Consider the following 16,252-nt stretch of genomic DNA (forward strand, 5'->3'; position numbering starts at 1 on the left):
CGGCCTAACCAGGCTTAGCGAGGCTCAGCTGGTCAGTTGCTCTACCAGCTCCACGGCACTGTCCACCGAGTCCAGCAACGCACCAACATGCGCCTTACTACCCCGCAACGGCTCCAGCGTCGGGATGCGAACCAGCGAGTCGCCGCCCAGGTCGAAGATCACCGAGTCCCAGCTAGCCGCGGCGATATCAGCCCCGAACCGGCGCAGGCATTCGCCGCGGAAATACGCGCGGGTGTCGGTCGGCGGGTTCTCCACCGCACTCAGCACCTGGTGTTCGGTGACCAAACGCTTCATCGAGCCGCGCGCGACCAGCCGGTTGTACAGGCCCTTGTCCAGCCGGACATCGGAGTACTGCAGGTCGACGAGGTGCAGCCGGGGCGCCGACCAGCTCAGGTTCTCCCGCTGCCGGAAACCGTCGAGCAGCCGCAGTTTGGCCGGCCAGTCCAGCAGCTCCGCGCAATCCATCGGGTCACGCTCGAGCTGATCCAGCACGTATGCCCAGGTTTCCACGATGTCGGCCGCCCGCGGGTCCGGGTCGCGGCTATCCACCAACTTAGCCACTCGGTCCAGGTAGATCCGTTGCAGCGCAAGACCGGTCAGTTCCCGGCCGTCGGCCAGCGCAACGGTCGCTCGCAGCGACGGATCGCGGGAGATTGCGTGCACCGCATGCACCGGGCGGGCCAGCGCCAGGTCGGTCAGATCTATTGCGTGGGCTGGTCCTTCTTCGATCAGGTCGAGCACCAGCGCCGTGGTACCCAGCTTCAGATAGGTCGACGTCTCGGCAAGGTTGGCGTCGCCGATGATGACGTGCAGCCGGCGGTACCTGTCGGCGTCGGCGTGCGGTTCGTCGCGGGTGTTGATGATGCCGCGCTTGAGCGTTGTTTCCAGCCCTACCTCGACCTCGATGTAGTCCGAGCGCTGGGATAGCTGGAAGCCGGGCTCATCACCCGAGGGCCCGATGCCGACCCGGCCCGAGCCGGTCACCACCTGCCGGGATACCAGAAAGGGGGTCAGCCCGGTGATGATCGCCGAGAACGGTGTCTGCCGCGACATCAGGTAGTTCTCGTGCGACCCGTAGGAGGCGCCCTTGCCGTCGACGTTGTTCTTGTACAGCTGCAGTTTCGCGGCCCCGGGCACGCTGGCGACATGGCGGGCAGCGGCCTCCATCACGCGTTCGCCCGCCTTGTCCCAGATCACTGCGTCCAGCGGGTCGGTGCATTCGGGCGCGGAGTATTCCGGGTGCGCGTGGTCGACGTACAGCCGCGCCCCGTTGGTCAGGATCATGTTGGCCGCGCCCACCTCGTCGGCGTCGACCACCGGCGGCGGCCCGGCCGAGCGACTCAAATCGAAGCCCCGGGCGTCGCGCAGCGGCGATTCCACCTCGTAGTCCCAACGGGTGCGTTTGGCACGCTGAATGCCGGCGGCGGCGGCGTATGCCAGCACCGCCTGCGTCGAGGTGAGGATCGGGTTGGCGGTCGGGTCCGACGGCGAGGAAATGCCGTACTCGACCTCCGTTCCGATAATCCGCTGCATGCCGTAGAGCCTAGGCCCGCCGACGATGCGGGCCGCGCAGCGGGCCGCTGAGGAGGCGGGCAATCAAGCAGGGCCCGCCGACCCAGGACATCGGAGCGGGCCGCGCAGGAGGCGGGCAATCAAGCAGGGCCCGGCGCTAGGGTAGGCCGGCATGAGCCTTTCCGTCCGTCGCCCCCCGGCGGCCCGAGCAGCGGCCATTGTGGAGGCTGAAAGCTGGTTCTTGAAGCGTGGTCTGCCCTCGGTGCTGACCATGCGGGGCCGGTGCCGTCGGCTGTGGCCGCGGTCGGCTCCGATGTTGGCCGCCTGGGCGGTGGTCGAGGGCTGCCTCATGGCGGTCTTCTTCGTCACCGACGGCGGCGAAGTCTTCATCAGCACGACGCCGACGACAGCGCAATGGGTGATCCTGGCGCTGCTCACGGTTGCTCTGCCGCTGGCCTCCCTCGTCGGCTGGTTGGTGTCGCAGATGTCAAGCGGGCGTGGCCAAGCGGCGGTGGCGACCATGGCGGTGGCCTTCGCGGCCGCATCCGACGTCATCGAATCCGGCCCGATCCAGCTGTTGCGGACCGCCGTCGTGGTGGGCCTGGTGCTGCTGCAGACCGGCTGCGGCGTCGGGTCGGTGCTTGGCTGGGCGGTGCGGATGACGCTGGAGCACCTTGCGACGGTCGGCACGCTGGCGGTCCGGGCCCTGCCGATCGTGCTACTGACGGCATTGGTGTTCTTCAACACCTATGTCTGGCTGATGGCCGCCAACATCAACGGCGAGCGGCTGACGCTGGCGATGGTTTTTCTGCTCGCCATCGCCGGGGCGTTCGTCGTGTCCAAGACGGTGGAACGGGTGCGTCCGCTGCTTCGCTCAACGACGGTGATGCCCCAAGGCAGCCAAAGCCTGGCCGGCACACCCTTCGCGACCATGGGCGACCCCTCTCCCGGCTTCCCCCTCACCCGGGCCGAACGCCTCAACGTGGTCTTCCTGCTGGCGGCCTCGCAACTCGTCGAGATCCTGGTAGTGGCGTTCGTCGGCGCCGCGATATACCTCGTTCTGGGCATGATCATTCTCACTCCGCCGCTGCTTCGGGAATGGACGCACTACGATTCGATGACCACGACGGTGCTCGGCATGACGTTCCCGGCGCCGGATTCGCTCATCCGTATGTGTCTTTTCCTGGGCGCGCTGACGTTCATGTACATCAGCGCCCGCGCGGTCGACGACGCCGAGTACCGCGCGATGTTCCTCGACCCTCTGATCGACGACCTGCACACCGCGCTGCTCGCGCGCAACCGCTACCGCAACAACGTGGTGACCGCGCCGTGCGCCGGTGTTGACGCCGGTCACGTCGATGACTAGGTTCACCCTGATGTCGGCTCCCGAACGGGTAACCGGCTTGTCCGGGCAACGTTACGGGGAAGTCCTTCTCGTAACACCCGGGGAGGCCGGTCCACAGGCCACCGTTTACAACAGCTTCCCGCTCAACGATTGTCCGGCCGAGCTGTGGTCCGCGCTCGATCCGCAAGCCCTAGCCACCGAACACAAAGCGGCCACCGCCCTGCTCAACGGTCCGCGCTATTGGTTGATGAACGCCATCGAGAAGGCGCCCCAGGGCCCGCCGGTGACGAAGACCTTCGGCGGGATCGAGATGCTCCAGCAGGCCACGGTGCTGCTGTCATCGATGAACCCTGCCCCATACACCGTCAGCCAGGTCAGCCGCAACACGGTCTTTGTGTTCAACGCCGGCGAAGAGGTCTACGAACTGCAGGACCCCAAGGGACAGCGCTGGGTGATGCAGACGTGGAGTCAAGTGGTGGACCCCAACCTGTCCCGAGCCGACCTGCCCAAGCTGGGTGAACGGCTCAACCTGCCAGCCGGGTGGTCCTATCATACCCGCGTGCTTACCAGCGAGTTGCGGGTCGACACTACCAACCGGGAGGCCCGCGTCCTGCAAGACGACCTCACCAACAGCTACTCGCTGGTGACCGCCTGAGCCCTACAGGTACTGGCCGAGGTTGGACTCGGTATCAATAGCCCTGCTGGCCGACGAGCTCTTTCCGGTGACCAGGGTGCGGATGTAGACGATCCGCTCCCCCTTCTTGCCCGAGATCCGCGCCCAGTCATCGGGGTTGGTGGTGTTGGGCAAATCCTCGTTCTCGGCGAACTCGTCGACGATCGAATCGAGCAGATGCTGTATACGCAGTCCCGGTTGGCCGGTCTCCAGCACCGATTTGATGGCGTTCTTCTTGGCTCGGTCGACGACGTTCTGGATCATCGCCCCGGAGTTGAAGTCCTTGAAGTACATGACTTCCTTATCGCCGTTGGCATAGGTGACCTCCAGGAACCGGTTGTCGTCGATCTCGGCATACATCCGGTCGACAACCTTCTCGATCATCGCCTTGATGCAGGCCGAACGGTCACCGTCGAACTCGGCGAGATCGTCGGCGTGCACCGGCAAGAACTCGGTCAGGTACTTCGAGTAGATGTCCTGCGCCGCTTCGGCATCAGGCCGCTCGATCTTGATCTTCACGTCGAGGCGCCCGGGCCGCAGGATGGCAGGGTCGATCATGTCCTCTCGGTTGGAGGCGCCGATCACGATGACATTCTCGAGTCCCTCCACCCCGTCGATCTCGCTGAGCAGCTGCGGGACCACCGTGGTCTCGACGTCCGAGGAAACGCCGGTGCCACGGGTGCGAAAGATCGAGTCCATCTCGTCGAAAAACACGATCACCGGAGTGCCTTCCGACGCCTTCTCGCGGGCCCGTTGGAAGATCAGCCGGATGTGGCGTTCCGTTTCCCCGACGAATTTGTTCAGCAGCTCGGGGCCCTTGATGTTGAGGAAGTACGACTTCGCCTCGTGGGCATCGTCGCCGCGGACCTCGGCCATTTTCTTGGCCAACGAGTTGGCCACAGCCTTGGCGATCAACGTCTTACCACAGCCGGGTGGGCCATAGAGCAACACACCCTTGGGCGGGCGCAGCGAGTACTCCCGGTACAACTCCTTGTGCAGGAACGGCAGCTCCACGGCGTCGCGGATCTGCTCGATCTGGCGGCTCAGACCGCCGATGTCGGCGTAGCTGACGTCCGGCACCTCTTCCAGCACCAGGTCTTCTACCTCGGCTTTGGGGATGCGTTCGAAGGCATAGCCGGCTTTGGTGTCGACCAGCAGCGAGTCGCCGGGGCGCAGCTTGCGCGGCCGGGTGTCATCGTTGAGGGCCTCAGGGAGGCCGTCTGGCAGGTCCTCGGCGATCAGGGGATCAGCCAGCCAAACAACGCGTTCCTCGTCGGCGTGGCCGACGACCAAAGCCCGATGACCGTCGGCCAGGATCTCGCGCAAGGTGGATATCTCGCCGACCGCCTCGAATGTGCCGACCTCCACGACGGTCAGGGCCTCGTTGAGCCGGACCGTCTGCCCCTTCTTCAGCGATGCAGCGTCAATATTCGGTGAGCACGTCAGGCGCATCTTGCGACCCGATGTGAACACATCGACCGTGTCGTCGTCGTGCGTGGCCAGCAGGACGCCGTAGCCACTGGGCGGCTGCCCCAGCCGGTCAACTTCCTCGCGCAGCGCCAGCAGTTGTTGACGGGCTTCTTTAAGAGTTTCCATTAATTTGGAATTGCGGGCAGCAAGTGAGTCGATACGGGCTTCGAGTTGATGTATGTCGCGGGCAGAGCGCGTCGGGGCATGTGATCCGACGGCGTTCTCAAGTTGCTCGCGCAGGACCGCAGCCTCGCGCCGCAGCTGTTCTAATTCGGCGGCATCACCGCTGGACAGCGGGCTATCCCGGGGGATGCCGAATGCCTCAGAACGCTCTGACTCACCCATGTTGCGCTCCTTTCCCACGCCAGGAATCGCGCGGCGGATACTCCAACGCTACCGGCGATCGGCCCTTCATGTTGGCAGTCGAATGCCCATGGAAAGTAACAACTTGTGTCGCTGGTAATCTCGGCCCCGAATCCGGCCGATCAAACGAACCTTGAGAGGAGCACTGTGACCGCGAAATCCCTAGCCACAGGCCTAGCGGGCGACGCGGCGATCAGTGCGGCGGCCGCCGCCGAGACTTCTGCTGCATTCACAAGCGGCCGGTAGCCGAGCGTGTCGCTGGATGCGCCGAAACATCCGTGTAACCCTGGGCGCCGCTACCATCGTGGCGGCGTTAGGGCTCTTTGGGTGTTCACACCCTGAGTTCAAGCGTTCGTCGCCGCCTGCCCCGTCACTGCCGCCCGTCACGTCGAGCCCGCTCGCGGCCGCGCCGATCACGCCCCTGCCCGCACCCGAAGCCCTGATCGATGTGCTGTCCCGGCTCGCCGACCCGGCCGTACCAGGCGCCAACAAGGTGCAGCTTATCGAGGGCGCGACCCCCGAAAGCGCCGCTGCCCTGGACAAGTTCACCACCGCACTGCGTGACGGCGGCTACATGCCCATGACCTTCGCGGCCAACGACATCGCATGGTCGGACAACAAGCCGTCCGCCGTGATGGCCACCGTCGTCGTCACCACTGCCCATCCGGACAACCGCGAGTTCACGTTTCCCATGGAATTCGTGTCCTTCAAGGGCGGCTGGCAGTTGTCTAGGCAGACCGCGGAAATGCTGCTGGCCATGGGTAACTCACCGGATTCGACTCCGTCGGCTACCAGCCCGGCGCCGGCCCCATCACCGACTCCCCCTGGCTGAGCTCCCGATGTGGATTGGCTGGCTGGAATTCGACGTGCTGCTGGGCGACGTGCGCTCACTCAAGCAGAAGCGGTCGGTGACCCGCCCCCTGGTCGCCGAGTTGCAGCGCAAATTCAGCGTGTCGGCCGCCGAGACCGGTTCGCATGATCTGTACCGGCGGGCGGGCATCGGTGTGGCCGTGGTGTCCGGTGACCGCAGCCACGCCGTCGATGTCCTCGACAACGCCGAACGTCTGGTAGCCGCACATCCGGAGTTCGAGTTGCTGTCCGTGCGCCGGGGCCTGCACCGCAGTGACGACTAAGTGGACTGGCTCCCAGCTGTGTCTCCCGCTACCCGTCGCGTCCCTCGCGCTTACGACCTAGCGGCGCCGGAGCCACAGCCCCCGGCGCCAACCGGCGCGTTGCTACCAGGAACGCGGTATGCCCGCGCATCGAATGCTGCGGCCGAACCGCCAACCCTACGACGTTCCAGCCCCGCTGCAGCGTCTCCCAGGCTCTCGGTTCGGTCCAGCACTGCTTGGCCCGCAGTGCCTCCACGATCCTCGACAGCTGAGTGACGGTGGCCACGTAGACCATCAGCACTCCGCCGGCGACCAGCAGCCGCGATACCGCGTCGAGCACCTCCCACGGCGCCAGCATGTCGAGCACGGCCCGATCAACGGATCCGTCGGGCAGTTCGGAGTCGGCGAGGTCGCTGACGACCAGTCGCCAGTTGTCCGGCGGCTGGCCGTAGCAGCCGCTCACATTGCGCCGGGCGTGTTCGGCATGATCGGCGCGCTGTTCGTAGGAGATCACTTGTCCGGCCGGCCCAACCGCCCGCAGCAAAGACAAGGTCAGAGCACCGGATCCGGCTCCTGCCTCCAGCACCCGCGCGCCGGGAAATATGTCGCCCTCATGCACGATCTGGGCCGCATCTTTGGGATAGATCACCTGCGGGCCGCGCGGCATCGACATGACGTAGTCGACCAGCAGCGGGCGCAGCACCAGGAACAGGGCGCCGTTGCTGGATTTGACCACGCTGCCTTGCTCCAACCCGATCACCGCGTCGTGGGCGATCGAGCCACGATGAGTGTGGAATTCGGCACCGGGAGTCAGCGACATGGTGTAGCGGCGCCCCTTAGCGTCGGTGAGCTGAACACGTTCGCCGATGCTGAATGGGCCGGTTGCTGACACGCCGTCTAGCGTGCCAGCCGACTCGCCGCGATCGGTGCTCGGGGTTGTCGGCGCCCAACCCTAAGCTGCGGACATGGCCGACCAGCCGGACCCGCCCACACCACGGCCGGCGTTATCACCGTCACGGGCGACGGACTTCAAGCAATGCCCGCTGCTATACCGGTTTCGCGCGATCGACCGGCTACCCGAGGCGACGTCGGCGGCGCAGTTACGGGGTTCGGTGGTGCACGCCGCGCTTGAGCAGCTCTATGGGCTACCCGCGGGGCTGCGCAGCCCGGATACTGCGAGGTCACTGGTGCAGCGCGCTTGGGACCAGATGGTCGCCGCGGAGCCCGAACTGGCCGGCGAACTGGACCCCGGACAACCAACCCAACTGCTGGAGGACGCCCGCGCGTTGGTGTCCGGCTACTACCGGCTGGAAGACCCGACTCGGTTCGACCCGCAATGCTGCGAACAGCGGGTGGAGGTCGAACTGGCCGACGGAACTCTGTTGCGCGGCTACATCGACCGCATTGACGTCGCCGCCACCGGCGAGCTGCGGGTGGTCGACTACAAGACTGGCAAGGCGCCGCCGGCGGCGCGGGCGTTGGCGGAGTTTAAGGCGATGTTTCAGATGAAGTTCTACGCGGTGGCGCTATTTCGGTCGCGCGGCGTGCCGCCCACCCGGCTGCGGCTCATCTATCTGGCCGACGGCCAGCTGCTCGACTATTCACCGGACCGCGACGAGCTATTGCGTTTCGAAAAGACGTTGATGGCGATTTGGCGTGCTATCCAATCCGCAGGCGAGACAGGCGATTTCCGCCCCAACCCATCGCGGCTCTGCGATTGGTGCCCGCATCAACAGCGCTGCCCGGCCTTCGGCGGAACACCACCGCCCTATCCAGGGTGGCCCACCGAGCCGGCGGCATAAACGATCGCGTCGAAGTGCGGTGTCATAGGGCCGCCGCGGCGGCGACGATGGCAAACCCGCCCAATACCGCGACCGAATCCTCGAGCAGCGCGATCGGCAGGTCGTGGCCGCCACGGGCAGCCACCAGCCTCGTACGTGCCTGATAGCCGCCCATGGTGCCGAGCACAGCGCCGATAACCCCAGCGCCAAGCCCGCCCCACCGGTAGCCCCACGCGGTGCCGATGACCGCGCCGGCGAACGCGCCCAAAATGATCCGGACAGCGAACACCGGCGTCACGGTACGCGGCGGTGTTTTGGGACGTTTGTCGTTAACGAGTTCGGCGACCGCAAGAACGCTGACGATCACCACGGTCACGAAATTGCCCATCCAGGATGCCCAGGTTCCATGCAGGTTGATCCAGCCGAGAAAGGCGGCCCAGGAGACCACGGCCGGGGCCGTCAGGGAACGCAACCCGGCAACGACACCGATAAGCAGCGCCAGCAGCAGAACAAGGACATGCGTCACAGCGATCCCTCCTGAGACAGACGTTATGGGCAATCAGGCCCCAGCGGACGCTAACACAGCGTGGGCCCCGCCACAGGATCAGAATCGGCAGAACCTGATGTCCGACGCCAGAATCGCTTTGGCCCCGATCGCGGCGAGCTCATCCATGATGCCGTTGACGTCCCGGCGCGGCACCAGGGCGCGGATTGCCACCCAGTCCGGGTCGGCCAGCGGGGCGATGGTCGGTGACTCCAGCCCCGGCGTGATCGCCGTGGCCTTCTTCAACGCCGAGCGCGGGCAATCGTAGTCGAGCATCAGATACTGCTGGCCGAAGACCACCCCCTGCACCCGAGCGACCAGTTGATCGCGCGCCTCGGTCTGGTCTTGGCCGTCCGTACCGGCCCGCTCGATGAGCACCGCCTCCGAATCGCACAGCGGCTCACCAAAGGCCACCAGGTCGTGCTGGCTCAGCGTGCGACCCGACCCCACCACATCGGCGATGGCATCGGCCACCCCGAGCTGCACCGAGATCTCCACGGCACCATCAAGTCTGATGACCGTTGCTTCGATTCCCTTGGTGGCCAGATCTTTCCGGACCAGATTCGGGTAGGCGGTGGCGATCCGCATCCCGGCTAGGTCGGCAGTCGTCCAGTTCCGCCCGGCGGGAGCGGCATAGCGGAAGCTGGACGACCCGAAGCCCAGCGCCAGGCGTTCCCGAACCTGTGCACCGGAATCGCACACCAGGTCGCGTCCGGTGATCCCGAAGTCGAGCTCTCCCGAACCGACATATATGGCAATGTCTTTGGGCCGCAAGAAGAAGAACTCGACGTTGTTGACCGGATCGATGACGGTCAAGTCTTTGGAATCGGTGCGGCGGCGGTAGCCGGCCTCCGCGAGGATCTCGGTGGCCGGCTCGCTCAGCGCACCCTTGTTGGGAACCGCGACCCGCAGCATGCTCACAGCTTTCGATAGACGTCGTCGAGGGACAGTCCACGGGAGATCATCAGCACCTGCGTCCAGTACAGCAACTGGCTGATCTCCTCCGCCAGTGCGTCGTTGGATTCGTGCTCGGCAGCCAGCCACACCTCGCCGGCCTCCTCGAGAAGCTTCTTACCCAGAGCATGAACCCCGCCGTCCAATGCCGCCACCGTGGTGCTGTCGGCCGGCCGAGTGCGGGCACGATCGCCGAGTTCGGCGAACAGATCCTCGAAGGTCTTCACGGCCAGCGATTGTTGCACGTGTCAGCCAGCCAAGTCACGGCGGTTTGACGCCACACGTTCGCCACCGCCGCGCCGCGCATTAGGGCATCCTAATATAGGTTAGGCTAACCTAGTTATTCCTGTGGTCGAAGGAGGCAGCCGAACGTGACCTTCCCGATGTGGTTCGCAGTTCCGCCGGAAGTGCCGTCAGCATGGCTGTCCACCGGCATGGGTCCCGGTCCGCTGCTGGCCGCGGCCAGGGCGTGGCACGCGCTGGCCGCGCAATACACCGAAATTGCAACGGAACTCGCAAGCGTGCTCGCTGCGGTGCAGGCAAGCTCGTGGCAGGGGCCCAGCGCCGACCGGTTCGTCGTCGCCCATCAACCGTTCCGGTATTGGCTAACCCACGCTGCCACGGTGGCCACCGCAGCAGCCGCCGCGCACGAAACGGCCGCCGCCGGGTATACGTCCGCATTGGGGGGCATGCCTACGCTAGCCGAGTTGGCGGCCAACCATGCCATGCACGGCGCTCTGGTGACCACCAACTTCTTCGGTGTCAACACCATCCCGATCGCCCTCAACGAGGCCGACTACCTGCGCATGTGGATCCAGGCCGCCACCGTCATGAGCCACTATCAAGCCGTCGCGCACGAAAGCGTGGCGGCGACCCCCAGCACGCCGCCGGCGCCGCAGATAGTGACCAGTGCGGCCAGCTCGGCGGCTAGCAGCAGCTTCCCCGACCCGACCAAACTGATCCTGCAGCTACTCAAGGATTTCCTGGAGCTGCTGCGCTATCTGGCTGTTGAGCTGCTGCCGGGGCCGCTCGGCGACCTCATCGCCCAGGTGTTGGACTGGTTCATCTCGTTCGTGTCCGGTCCAGTCTTCACGTTTCTCGCCTACCTGGTGCTGGACCCACTGATCTATTTCGGACCGTTCGCCCCGCTGACGAGTCCGGTCCTGTTGCCTGCCGGGCTGACCGGGCTTGCCGGGCTCGGTGCGGTATCGGGGCCGGCCGGACCAATGGTCGAAAGTGTGCACTCCGATGGTCCCAGCCGGCAAAGCTGGCCTGCGGCCACCGGAGTCACCCTGGTGGGTACCAACCCGGCTGCCCTGGTTACCACGCCCGCACCCGCTCCGACCACGTCCGCGGCACCGACGGCACCGTCGACTCCCGGATCCAGTGCCGCCCAAGGCCTTTACGCGGTCGGTGGTCCCGACGGGGAAGGGTTCAACCCGATCGCCAAGACGACAGCACTCGCCGGTGTTACCACCGATGCCGCCGCACCTGCCGCCAAACTGCCCGGCGACCAAGCTCAGAGCAGCGCCAGCAAAGCAACAAGACTGCGGCGACGTCTCCGGCAACACCGCTTCGAGTTTCTGGCCGACGACGGCCGCCTGACCATGCCAAACACACCGGAGATGGCAGACGTCGCCGCCGGCAACCGTGGATTGGATGCGCTGGGGTTCGCCGGCACGATCCCAAAATCGGCGCCCGGATCAGCGACCGGGCTCACTCACCTAGGCGGCGGATTCGCCGACGTCCTGTCGCAGCCGATGCTTCCGCACACGTGGGACGGGTCAGATTAAACGTTGAAGTACTTGGCTTCCGGATGGTGCAGGACAAAGGCGTCGGTCGACTGTTCGGGATGCAGCTGTAATTCCTCGGATAACGTCACACCGATGCGTTCGGGCTCCAGCAGCGCCATCATCTTGGCGCGGTCCTCCAGATCCGGGCATGCGCCGTAGCCGAAGGCAAAGCGAGCACCGCGGTAGCCGAGCTTGAAATAGTCTTCTTTCGCCTCCGGATCCTCGGCCGCCATCGCCCGATCCCCGGAGAACTTGAGCTCCTCACGGATCCGCCGGTGCCAGTACTCGGCCAGCGCCTCGGTGAGCTGCACGCCGATACCGTGCACCTCCAGGTAGTCGCGGTAGGCGTTGGACGCGAACAGCTCGTTGGCGAAATCCGCGATCGGCTGACCCATGGTCACCAGCTGGAACGGCAGCACGTCAACCTCGCCACGCTCGGCGGCCAGCTCCCGCGAGCGGATGAAATCGGCAATGCACAAAAACCGACCGCGCTGCTGGCGCGGGAAGTGAAACCGGTAGCGCACCGGGGCGTCGGGCTTGGGCTCGGTGAGCACCACGATGTCGTTGCCCTCGGACACCGCCGGGAAATAGCCGTACACCACGGCGGCGTGCGCCAAGATGCCGTCGGTGGACAGCCGGTCCAACCAGTACCGCAGCCGCGGCCGGCCCTCGGTCTCGACGAGATCTTCGTAGGACGGACCCTCACCGCCGCGCTGGCCGCGTAAACCCCACTGGCCCAAAAACAATGCGCGCTCATCGAGCAGACCGGTGTAGTCGGCCACCGCCAGGCCCTTGACGATCCGCGAACCCCAGAACGGCGGCGCCGGGACCTCGATGTCGGCCGCGACATCGGAGCGTTCGGGCACCTCGACTGGTTCTTCGGCGGCTTTGCGCTGTGCGGCAATGCGTTTGGATCGCTGGTGGCGGGCCTTACGTTCGGCTTCTTTCTCACGCGCCTTAATGGCTTCCGGGCTGTTTTCGTCGGGCGCCTCGCCGCGCTTGGCGCTCATGATGGTGTCCATCAACTTCAGGCCCTCGAAAGCGTCTCGCGCGTAATGCACTTCGCCCTGGTAGATCTCGGCCAGGTCGTTTTCGACATAGCTGCGCGTCAACGCCGCGCCGCCGAGCAGCACCGGGAACTTTTCGGCGACTCCCCGGGTGTTCATCTCCTCGAGGTTTTCCTTCATCACCACGGTCGACTTCACCAGCAGGCCCGACATGCCGACCACGTCGGCGCTCTTGTCCTCGGCGACTTCGAGGATGGTGGCGATTGGCTGCTTGATGCCGATGTTGACCACTTCGTAGCCGTTGTTGCTCAAGATGATGTCGACCAGGTTCTTGCCGATGTCGTGCACGTCGCCCTTGACGGTGGCCAGCACGATGCGTCCCTTGCCCGAATCGTCGTCCGAGCGCTCCATGTGCGGTTCCAGATACGCGACGGCGGCTTTCATTACCTCCGCCGACTGCAGCACGAACGGCAGCTGCATCTGGCCGGAGCCGAAGAGCTCGCCGACCGTCTTCATGCCGGCCAGCAGATGTTCGTTGATGATCTGAAGCGGCGGCTTTTGCGTCATCGCCTCGTCGAGATCGGCGTCCAGGCCGTTGCGCTCGCCGTCGACGATGCGTTGGGCCAGCCGTTCGAACAGCGGCAGCCCAGCTAGTTCAGCCAGTCGGTCCTCTTTCGAGGAGGCCGCCGACACGCCTTCGAACAGCCGCATCAGCTCCTGCAGCGGATCGTAGTCCTCGCGGCGGCGGTCGTAGACCAGATCCAGGGCGACGTTGCGTTGCTCCTCGGGAATCCGGTTCATCGGCAGGATCTTCGACGCGTGCACGATCGCCGAATCCAGCCCCGCTTCTTGGCATTCGTGCAGGAACACCGAGTTGAGCACCTGGCGCGCTGCGGGATTGAGACCAAACGAGATGTTGGACAGACCAAGTGTGGTCTGCACATCCGGGTGGCGCTTTTTCAGTTCGCGGATCGCCTCGATGGTCTCGATGCCGTCGCGGCGGGACTCCTCCTGACCGGTGGCGATGGTGAACGTCAAGGTGTCGATGAGGATGGATGATTCGTCGACGCCCCAGTTGCCGGTGATGTCGTTGATCAGCCGCTCGGCGATCTCGACCTTCTTCTGCGCGGTGCGGGCCTGGCCCTCTTCGTCGATGGTCAGCGCGACCACCGCCGCGCCGTGCTCGGCGACCAGCGCCATGGTCTTGGCAAAGCGCGATTCCGGGCCGTCGCCGTCCTCGTAGTTCACCGAGTTGATCGCGCAACGGCCACCCAGATGCTCCAAACCCGCCTGCAGCACCGCGGTTTCGGTGGAGTCCAGCATGATCGGCAGCGTCGAGGACGTGGCCAGCCGGCTGGCCAGCGCCTTCATGTCGGCCACGCCGTCGCGGCCCACGTAGTCCACACACAGGTCCAGCAGGTGGGCGCCGTCGCGGGTCTGGTCCTTGGCGATGTCCAGGCACTTCTGGTAGTCCTCGGCGATCATCGCCTCACGAAAACCCTTGGAGCCGTTGGCGTTCGTTCGCTCCCCGATCACCAGAACCGAGGCGTCCTGGGCGAACGGGATCGCGGTGTACAGCGACGACACCGACGGCTCGTAGCTGACCTGTCGCTCGGGACGCTTGATGTTCGCAACCGCGGCAGCCACTTCGCGGATATGGGCCGGGGTGGTGCCGCAGCAGCCACCGACCAGCGAGAGCCCGAACTCGGCGATGAAGCCGGCCAGCGCCTCGGCCAATTCGTCGGGCAGCAACGGATATTCGGCGCCCTTGGCGCCCAGCACCGGCAACCCGGCGTTGGGCATCACCGACACCGGGATGCGGGCGTGCCGGGACAGGTGGCGCAGGTGCTCGCTCATCTCGGCCGGACCCGTCGCGCAGTTCAAGCCGATCATGTCCACACCGAGCGGCTCGACAGCGGTCAACGCCGCCCCGATCTCGCTGCCCAGCAGCATGGTGCCGGTGGTCTCGACGGTGACGTGGGCAAACACCGGAATGTGCCGCCCGGCCCGCGTCATCGCCCGCCGCGACCCCAACACCGCCGCCTTCAGCTGCAGTAGGTCCTGGCAGGTTTCCACCAGGATGGCGTCGGCTCCGCCGTCCAGCATGCCCAGCGCGGCCTCGGTGTAGGCGTCGCGGATCACCGCGTATTCGGTGTGGCCCAGGGTCGGCAGCTTGGTGCCCGGCCCCATCGACCCCAGCACGTAGCGCTTGCGGTCGGGACTGCCCAGCTCGTCGGCCACCCGGCGTGCGATCGCGGTGCCCTTCTGTGATAGGTCGCGGATCCTGTCGGCGATGTCGTAGTCGCCGAGGTTGGACAGGTTGCAGCCAAACGTGTTCGTCTCGACGGCGTCGGCGCCCGCTTCGAAATAGTTGCGGTGAATGGTTTCCAGCACGTCAGGGCGGGTTTCGTTGAGGATCTCGTTGCAGCCCTCCAGGCCGCGGAAGTCGTCGAGCGTGAGGTCCGCGGCCTGTAGTTGGGTTCCCATTGCACCGTCGCCGACCATCACTCGCTGCGACAAGACGTCGAGCAGATCGGTGTCGTAGAGGTGCTTGTCGGCCGCAGTCACATGGCAAGGATAGTCGGCCTATGAAATTTCCTCAGTCGTTGACAGCGCTCTGCCAGGTACCGCGACGTCGCATCGGTCACAGCTGCCACAGGAGTCTCAGCTGAGGCAGGCACACAACGTGCCCACCTCAGCGCGACAAAGCGTGGCCATCGCTACTAGCCGGGCCGCCTCAGACGACGTGCACGGTTCGCATCGTCGCCCAAGGTGGACGCCGTAGGCTGACCAGGTGACCCCATCGGAGGGCAACGCACCGCTGCCCGAACTGCACAACACCGTCGTCGTGGCGGCGTTCGAGGGCTGGAACGACGCCGGCGACGCGGCCAGCGATGCCGTGGCACACCTGGCGGCCAGCTGGCAAGCACTGCCGATTGTCGAGATCGATGACGAGGCCTACTACGACTACCAGGTCAATCGGCCGGTCATACGCCAAGTCGATGGGGTCACCCGGGAGCTGCAGTGGCCGGCGATGCGGATCTCATACTGCCGCCCACCCGGCAGCGACCGCGACGTGGTGTTGATGTGCGGGGTGGAGCCGAATATGCGCTGGCGCACGTTTTGCGACGAGCTGCTGGCGGTCATCGACAAACTCAACGTGGACACCGTGGTGATCCTGGGGGCGCTGCTGGCCGACACCCCACACACCCGGCCGGTGCCGGTCTCGGGTGCGGCCTACTCCGCGGCGTCGGCGCGGCAGTTCGGCCTTCAAGAAACACACTACGAGGGCCCCACCGGCATCGCCGGCGTCTTCCAATCTGCCTGTGTGGGGGCCGGCATCCCGGCGGTGACGTTTTGGGCGGCGGTGCCGCATTACGTGTCGCACCCGCCGAACCCGAAGGCGACGATTGCGTTGCTGCGCCGGGTCGAGGACGTGCTCGACGTCGAGGTGCCGTTGGCGGACCTGCCCGCACAGGCCGAGGCGTGGGAGCGCGAGATCACCGAGACGATCACCGAAGATCACGAGCTGGCCGAGTACGTGCAGACGCTGGAACAGCACGGCGACGCCGCGGTGGACATGAACGACGCGCTGGGCAACATCGACGGCGACGCGCTGGCCGCCGAGTTCGAGCGCTATCTGCGCCGGCGCCGCCCGGGGTTCGGGCGCTAGAGGGAGGTTGCGCTGCGGCGGACGA

At 65.7% G+C, this 16,252-nt stretch carries 14 protein-coding genes; 7 read left to right on the forward strand and 7 right to left on the reverse strand.

Annotated elements, in window-relative coordinates; genetic code table 11:
* Positions 1–24: 24 nt before the first annotated feature.
* Complete coding sequence (gene dop, locus MCAN_RS11180; RefSeq protein ID WP_015288252.1) at positions 25–1,533, reverse strand: pup deamidase/depupylase; 1,509 nt, start codon at positions 1,531–1,533, stop codon at positions 25–27.
* 151 nt (positions 1,534–1,684) lie between these two features.
* Here dop and MCAN_RS11185 point away from each other — a divergent pair, with 151 nt between their 5' ends.
* The gene (locus MCAN_RS11185) at positions 1,685–2,878 is read left to right on the forward strand and encodes a hypothetical protein (protein WP_014001139.1); all 1,194 of its coding nucleotides are present in this window, start codon (positions 1,685–1,687) and stop codon (positions 2,876–2,878) included.
* Positions 2,879–2,888: 10 nt separating this feature from the next.
* On the forward strand, positions 2,889–3,512 hold the full coding sequence (locus MCAN_RS11190) for a hypothetical protein (RefSeq protein WP_003411033.1): 624 nt from the start codon (positions 2,889–2,891) through the stop codon (positions 3,510–3,512).
* 3 nt (positions 3,513–3,515) lie between these two features.
* Here MCAN_RS11190 and arc read toward each other — a convergent pair whose 3' ends face one another.
* Entirely contained in the window at positions 3,516–5,345 is a 1,830-nt protein-coding gene (gene arc, locus MCAN_RS11195; protein WP_014001140.1) for a proteasome ATPase, read from the reverse strand.
* 280 nt (positions 5,346–5,625) lie between these two features.
* Between arc and MCAN_RS11200 the strand changes: the two genes are divergently transcribed.
* Complete coding sequence (locus MCAN_RS11200; protein ID WP_014001141.1) at positions 5,626–6,195, forward strand: hypothetical protein; 570 nt, start codon at positions 5,626–5,628, stop codon at positions 6,193–6,195.
* Positions 6,196–6,202: 7 nt separating this feature from the next.
* A complete protein-coding gene (locus tag MCAN_RS11205) occupies positions 6,203–6,496 on the forward strand; it encodes a DUF503 domain-containing protein (RefSeq protein WP_014001142.1) in 294 nt (97 codons plus the stop codon).
* 28 nt (positions 6,497–6,524) lie between these two features.
* On the opposite strand, the gene trmI is transcribed toward MCAN_RS11205, so the two are convergent.
* Positions 6,525–7,367, reverse strand: coding sequence for a tRNA (adenine(58)-N(1))-methyltransferase TrmI (gene trmI, locus MCAN_RS11210; RefSeq protein ID WP_003411041.1), 843 nt, complete (start codon positions 7,365–7,367; stop codon positions 6,525–6,527).
* 73 nt (positions 7,368–7,440) lie between these two features.
* On the opposite strand from trmI, the gene MCAN_RS11215 reads away from it, so the two are divergent.
* Positions 7,441–8,277, forward strand: coding sequence for a RecB family exonuclease (locus tag MCAN_RS11215; RefSeq protein WP_003899178.1), 837 nt, complete (start codon positions 7,441–7,443; stop codon positions 8,275–8,277).
* A 22-nt stretch (positions 8,278–8,299) separates the two neighbouring features.
* Here the strand turns inward: MCAN_RS11215 and MCAN_RS11220 are convergent, their stop codons facing one another.
* The 3 genes from MCAN_RS11220 to MCAN_RS11230 form a co-directional block, all read right to left on the reverse strand.
* On the reverse strand, positions 8,300–8,782 hold the full coding sequence (locus MCAN_RS11220; protein WP_003900471.1) for a glycine zipper 2TM domain-containing protein: 483 nt from the start codon (positions 8,780–8,782) through the stop codon (positions 8,300–8,302).
* 78 nt (positions 8,783–8,860) lie between these two features.
* The gene (gene hisG / locus MCAN_RS11225; protein ID WP_003411047.1) at positions 8,861–9,715 is read right to left on the reverse strand and encodes an ATP phosphoribosyltransferase; all 855 of its coding nucleotides are present in this window, start codon (positions 9,713–9,715) and stop codon (positions 8,861–8,863) included.
* A 2-nt stretch (positions 9,716–9,717) separates the two neighbouring features.
* Positions 9,718–9,999, reverse strand: coding sequence for a phosphoribosyl-ATP diphosphatase (locus MCAN_RS11230; protein WP_003899180.1), 282 nt, complete (start codon positions 9,997–9,999; stop codon positions 9,718–9,720).
* Positions 10,000–10,125: 126 nt separating this feature from the next.
* Between MCAN_RS11230 and MCAN_RS11235 the strand changes: the two genes are divergently transcribed.
* The gene (locus tag MCAN_RS11235) at positions 10,126–11,547 is read left to right on the forward strand and encodes a PPE family protein (RefSeq protein WP_014001143.1); all 1,422 of its coding nucleotides are present in this window, start codon (positions 10,126–10,128) and stop codon (positions 11,545–11,547) included.
* Here MCAN_RS11235 and metH read toward each other — a convergent pair.
* On the reverse strand, positions 11,544–15,122 hold the full coding sequence (gene metH / locus MCAN_RS11240; protein ID WP_003900472.1) for a methionine synthase: 3,579 nt from the start codon (positions 15,120–15,122) through the stop codon (positions 11,544–11,546). The two genes, MCAN_RS11235 and metH, sit on opposite strands and share 4 nt — an antisense overlap.
* A gap of 226 nt (positions 15,123–15,348) precedes the next feature.
* Between metH and MCAN_RS11245 the strand changes: the two genes are divergently transcribed.
* Positions 15,349–16,227, forward strand: a complete 879-nt coding sequence (locus MCAN_RS11245; protein WP_014001144.1) for a PAC2 family protein — start codon at positions 15,349–15,351, stop codon at positions 16,225–16,227.
* Positions 16,228–16,252 lie beyond the last annotated feature (25 nt).

It is taken from the genome of Mycobacterium canetti CIPT 140010059 (assembly GCF_000253375.1).
Lineage (GTDB): Bacteria > Actinomycetota > Actinomycetes > Mycobacteriales > Mycobacteriaceae > Mycobacterium > Mycobacterium tuberculosis.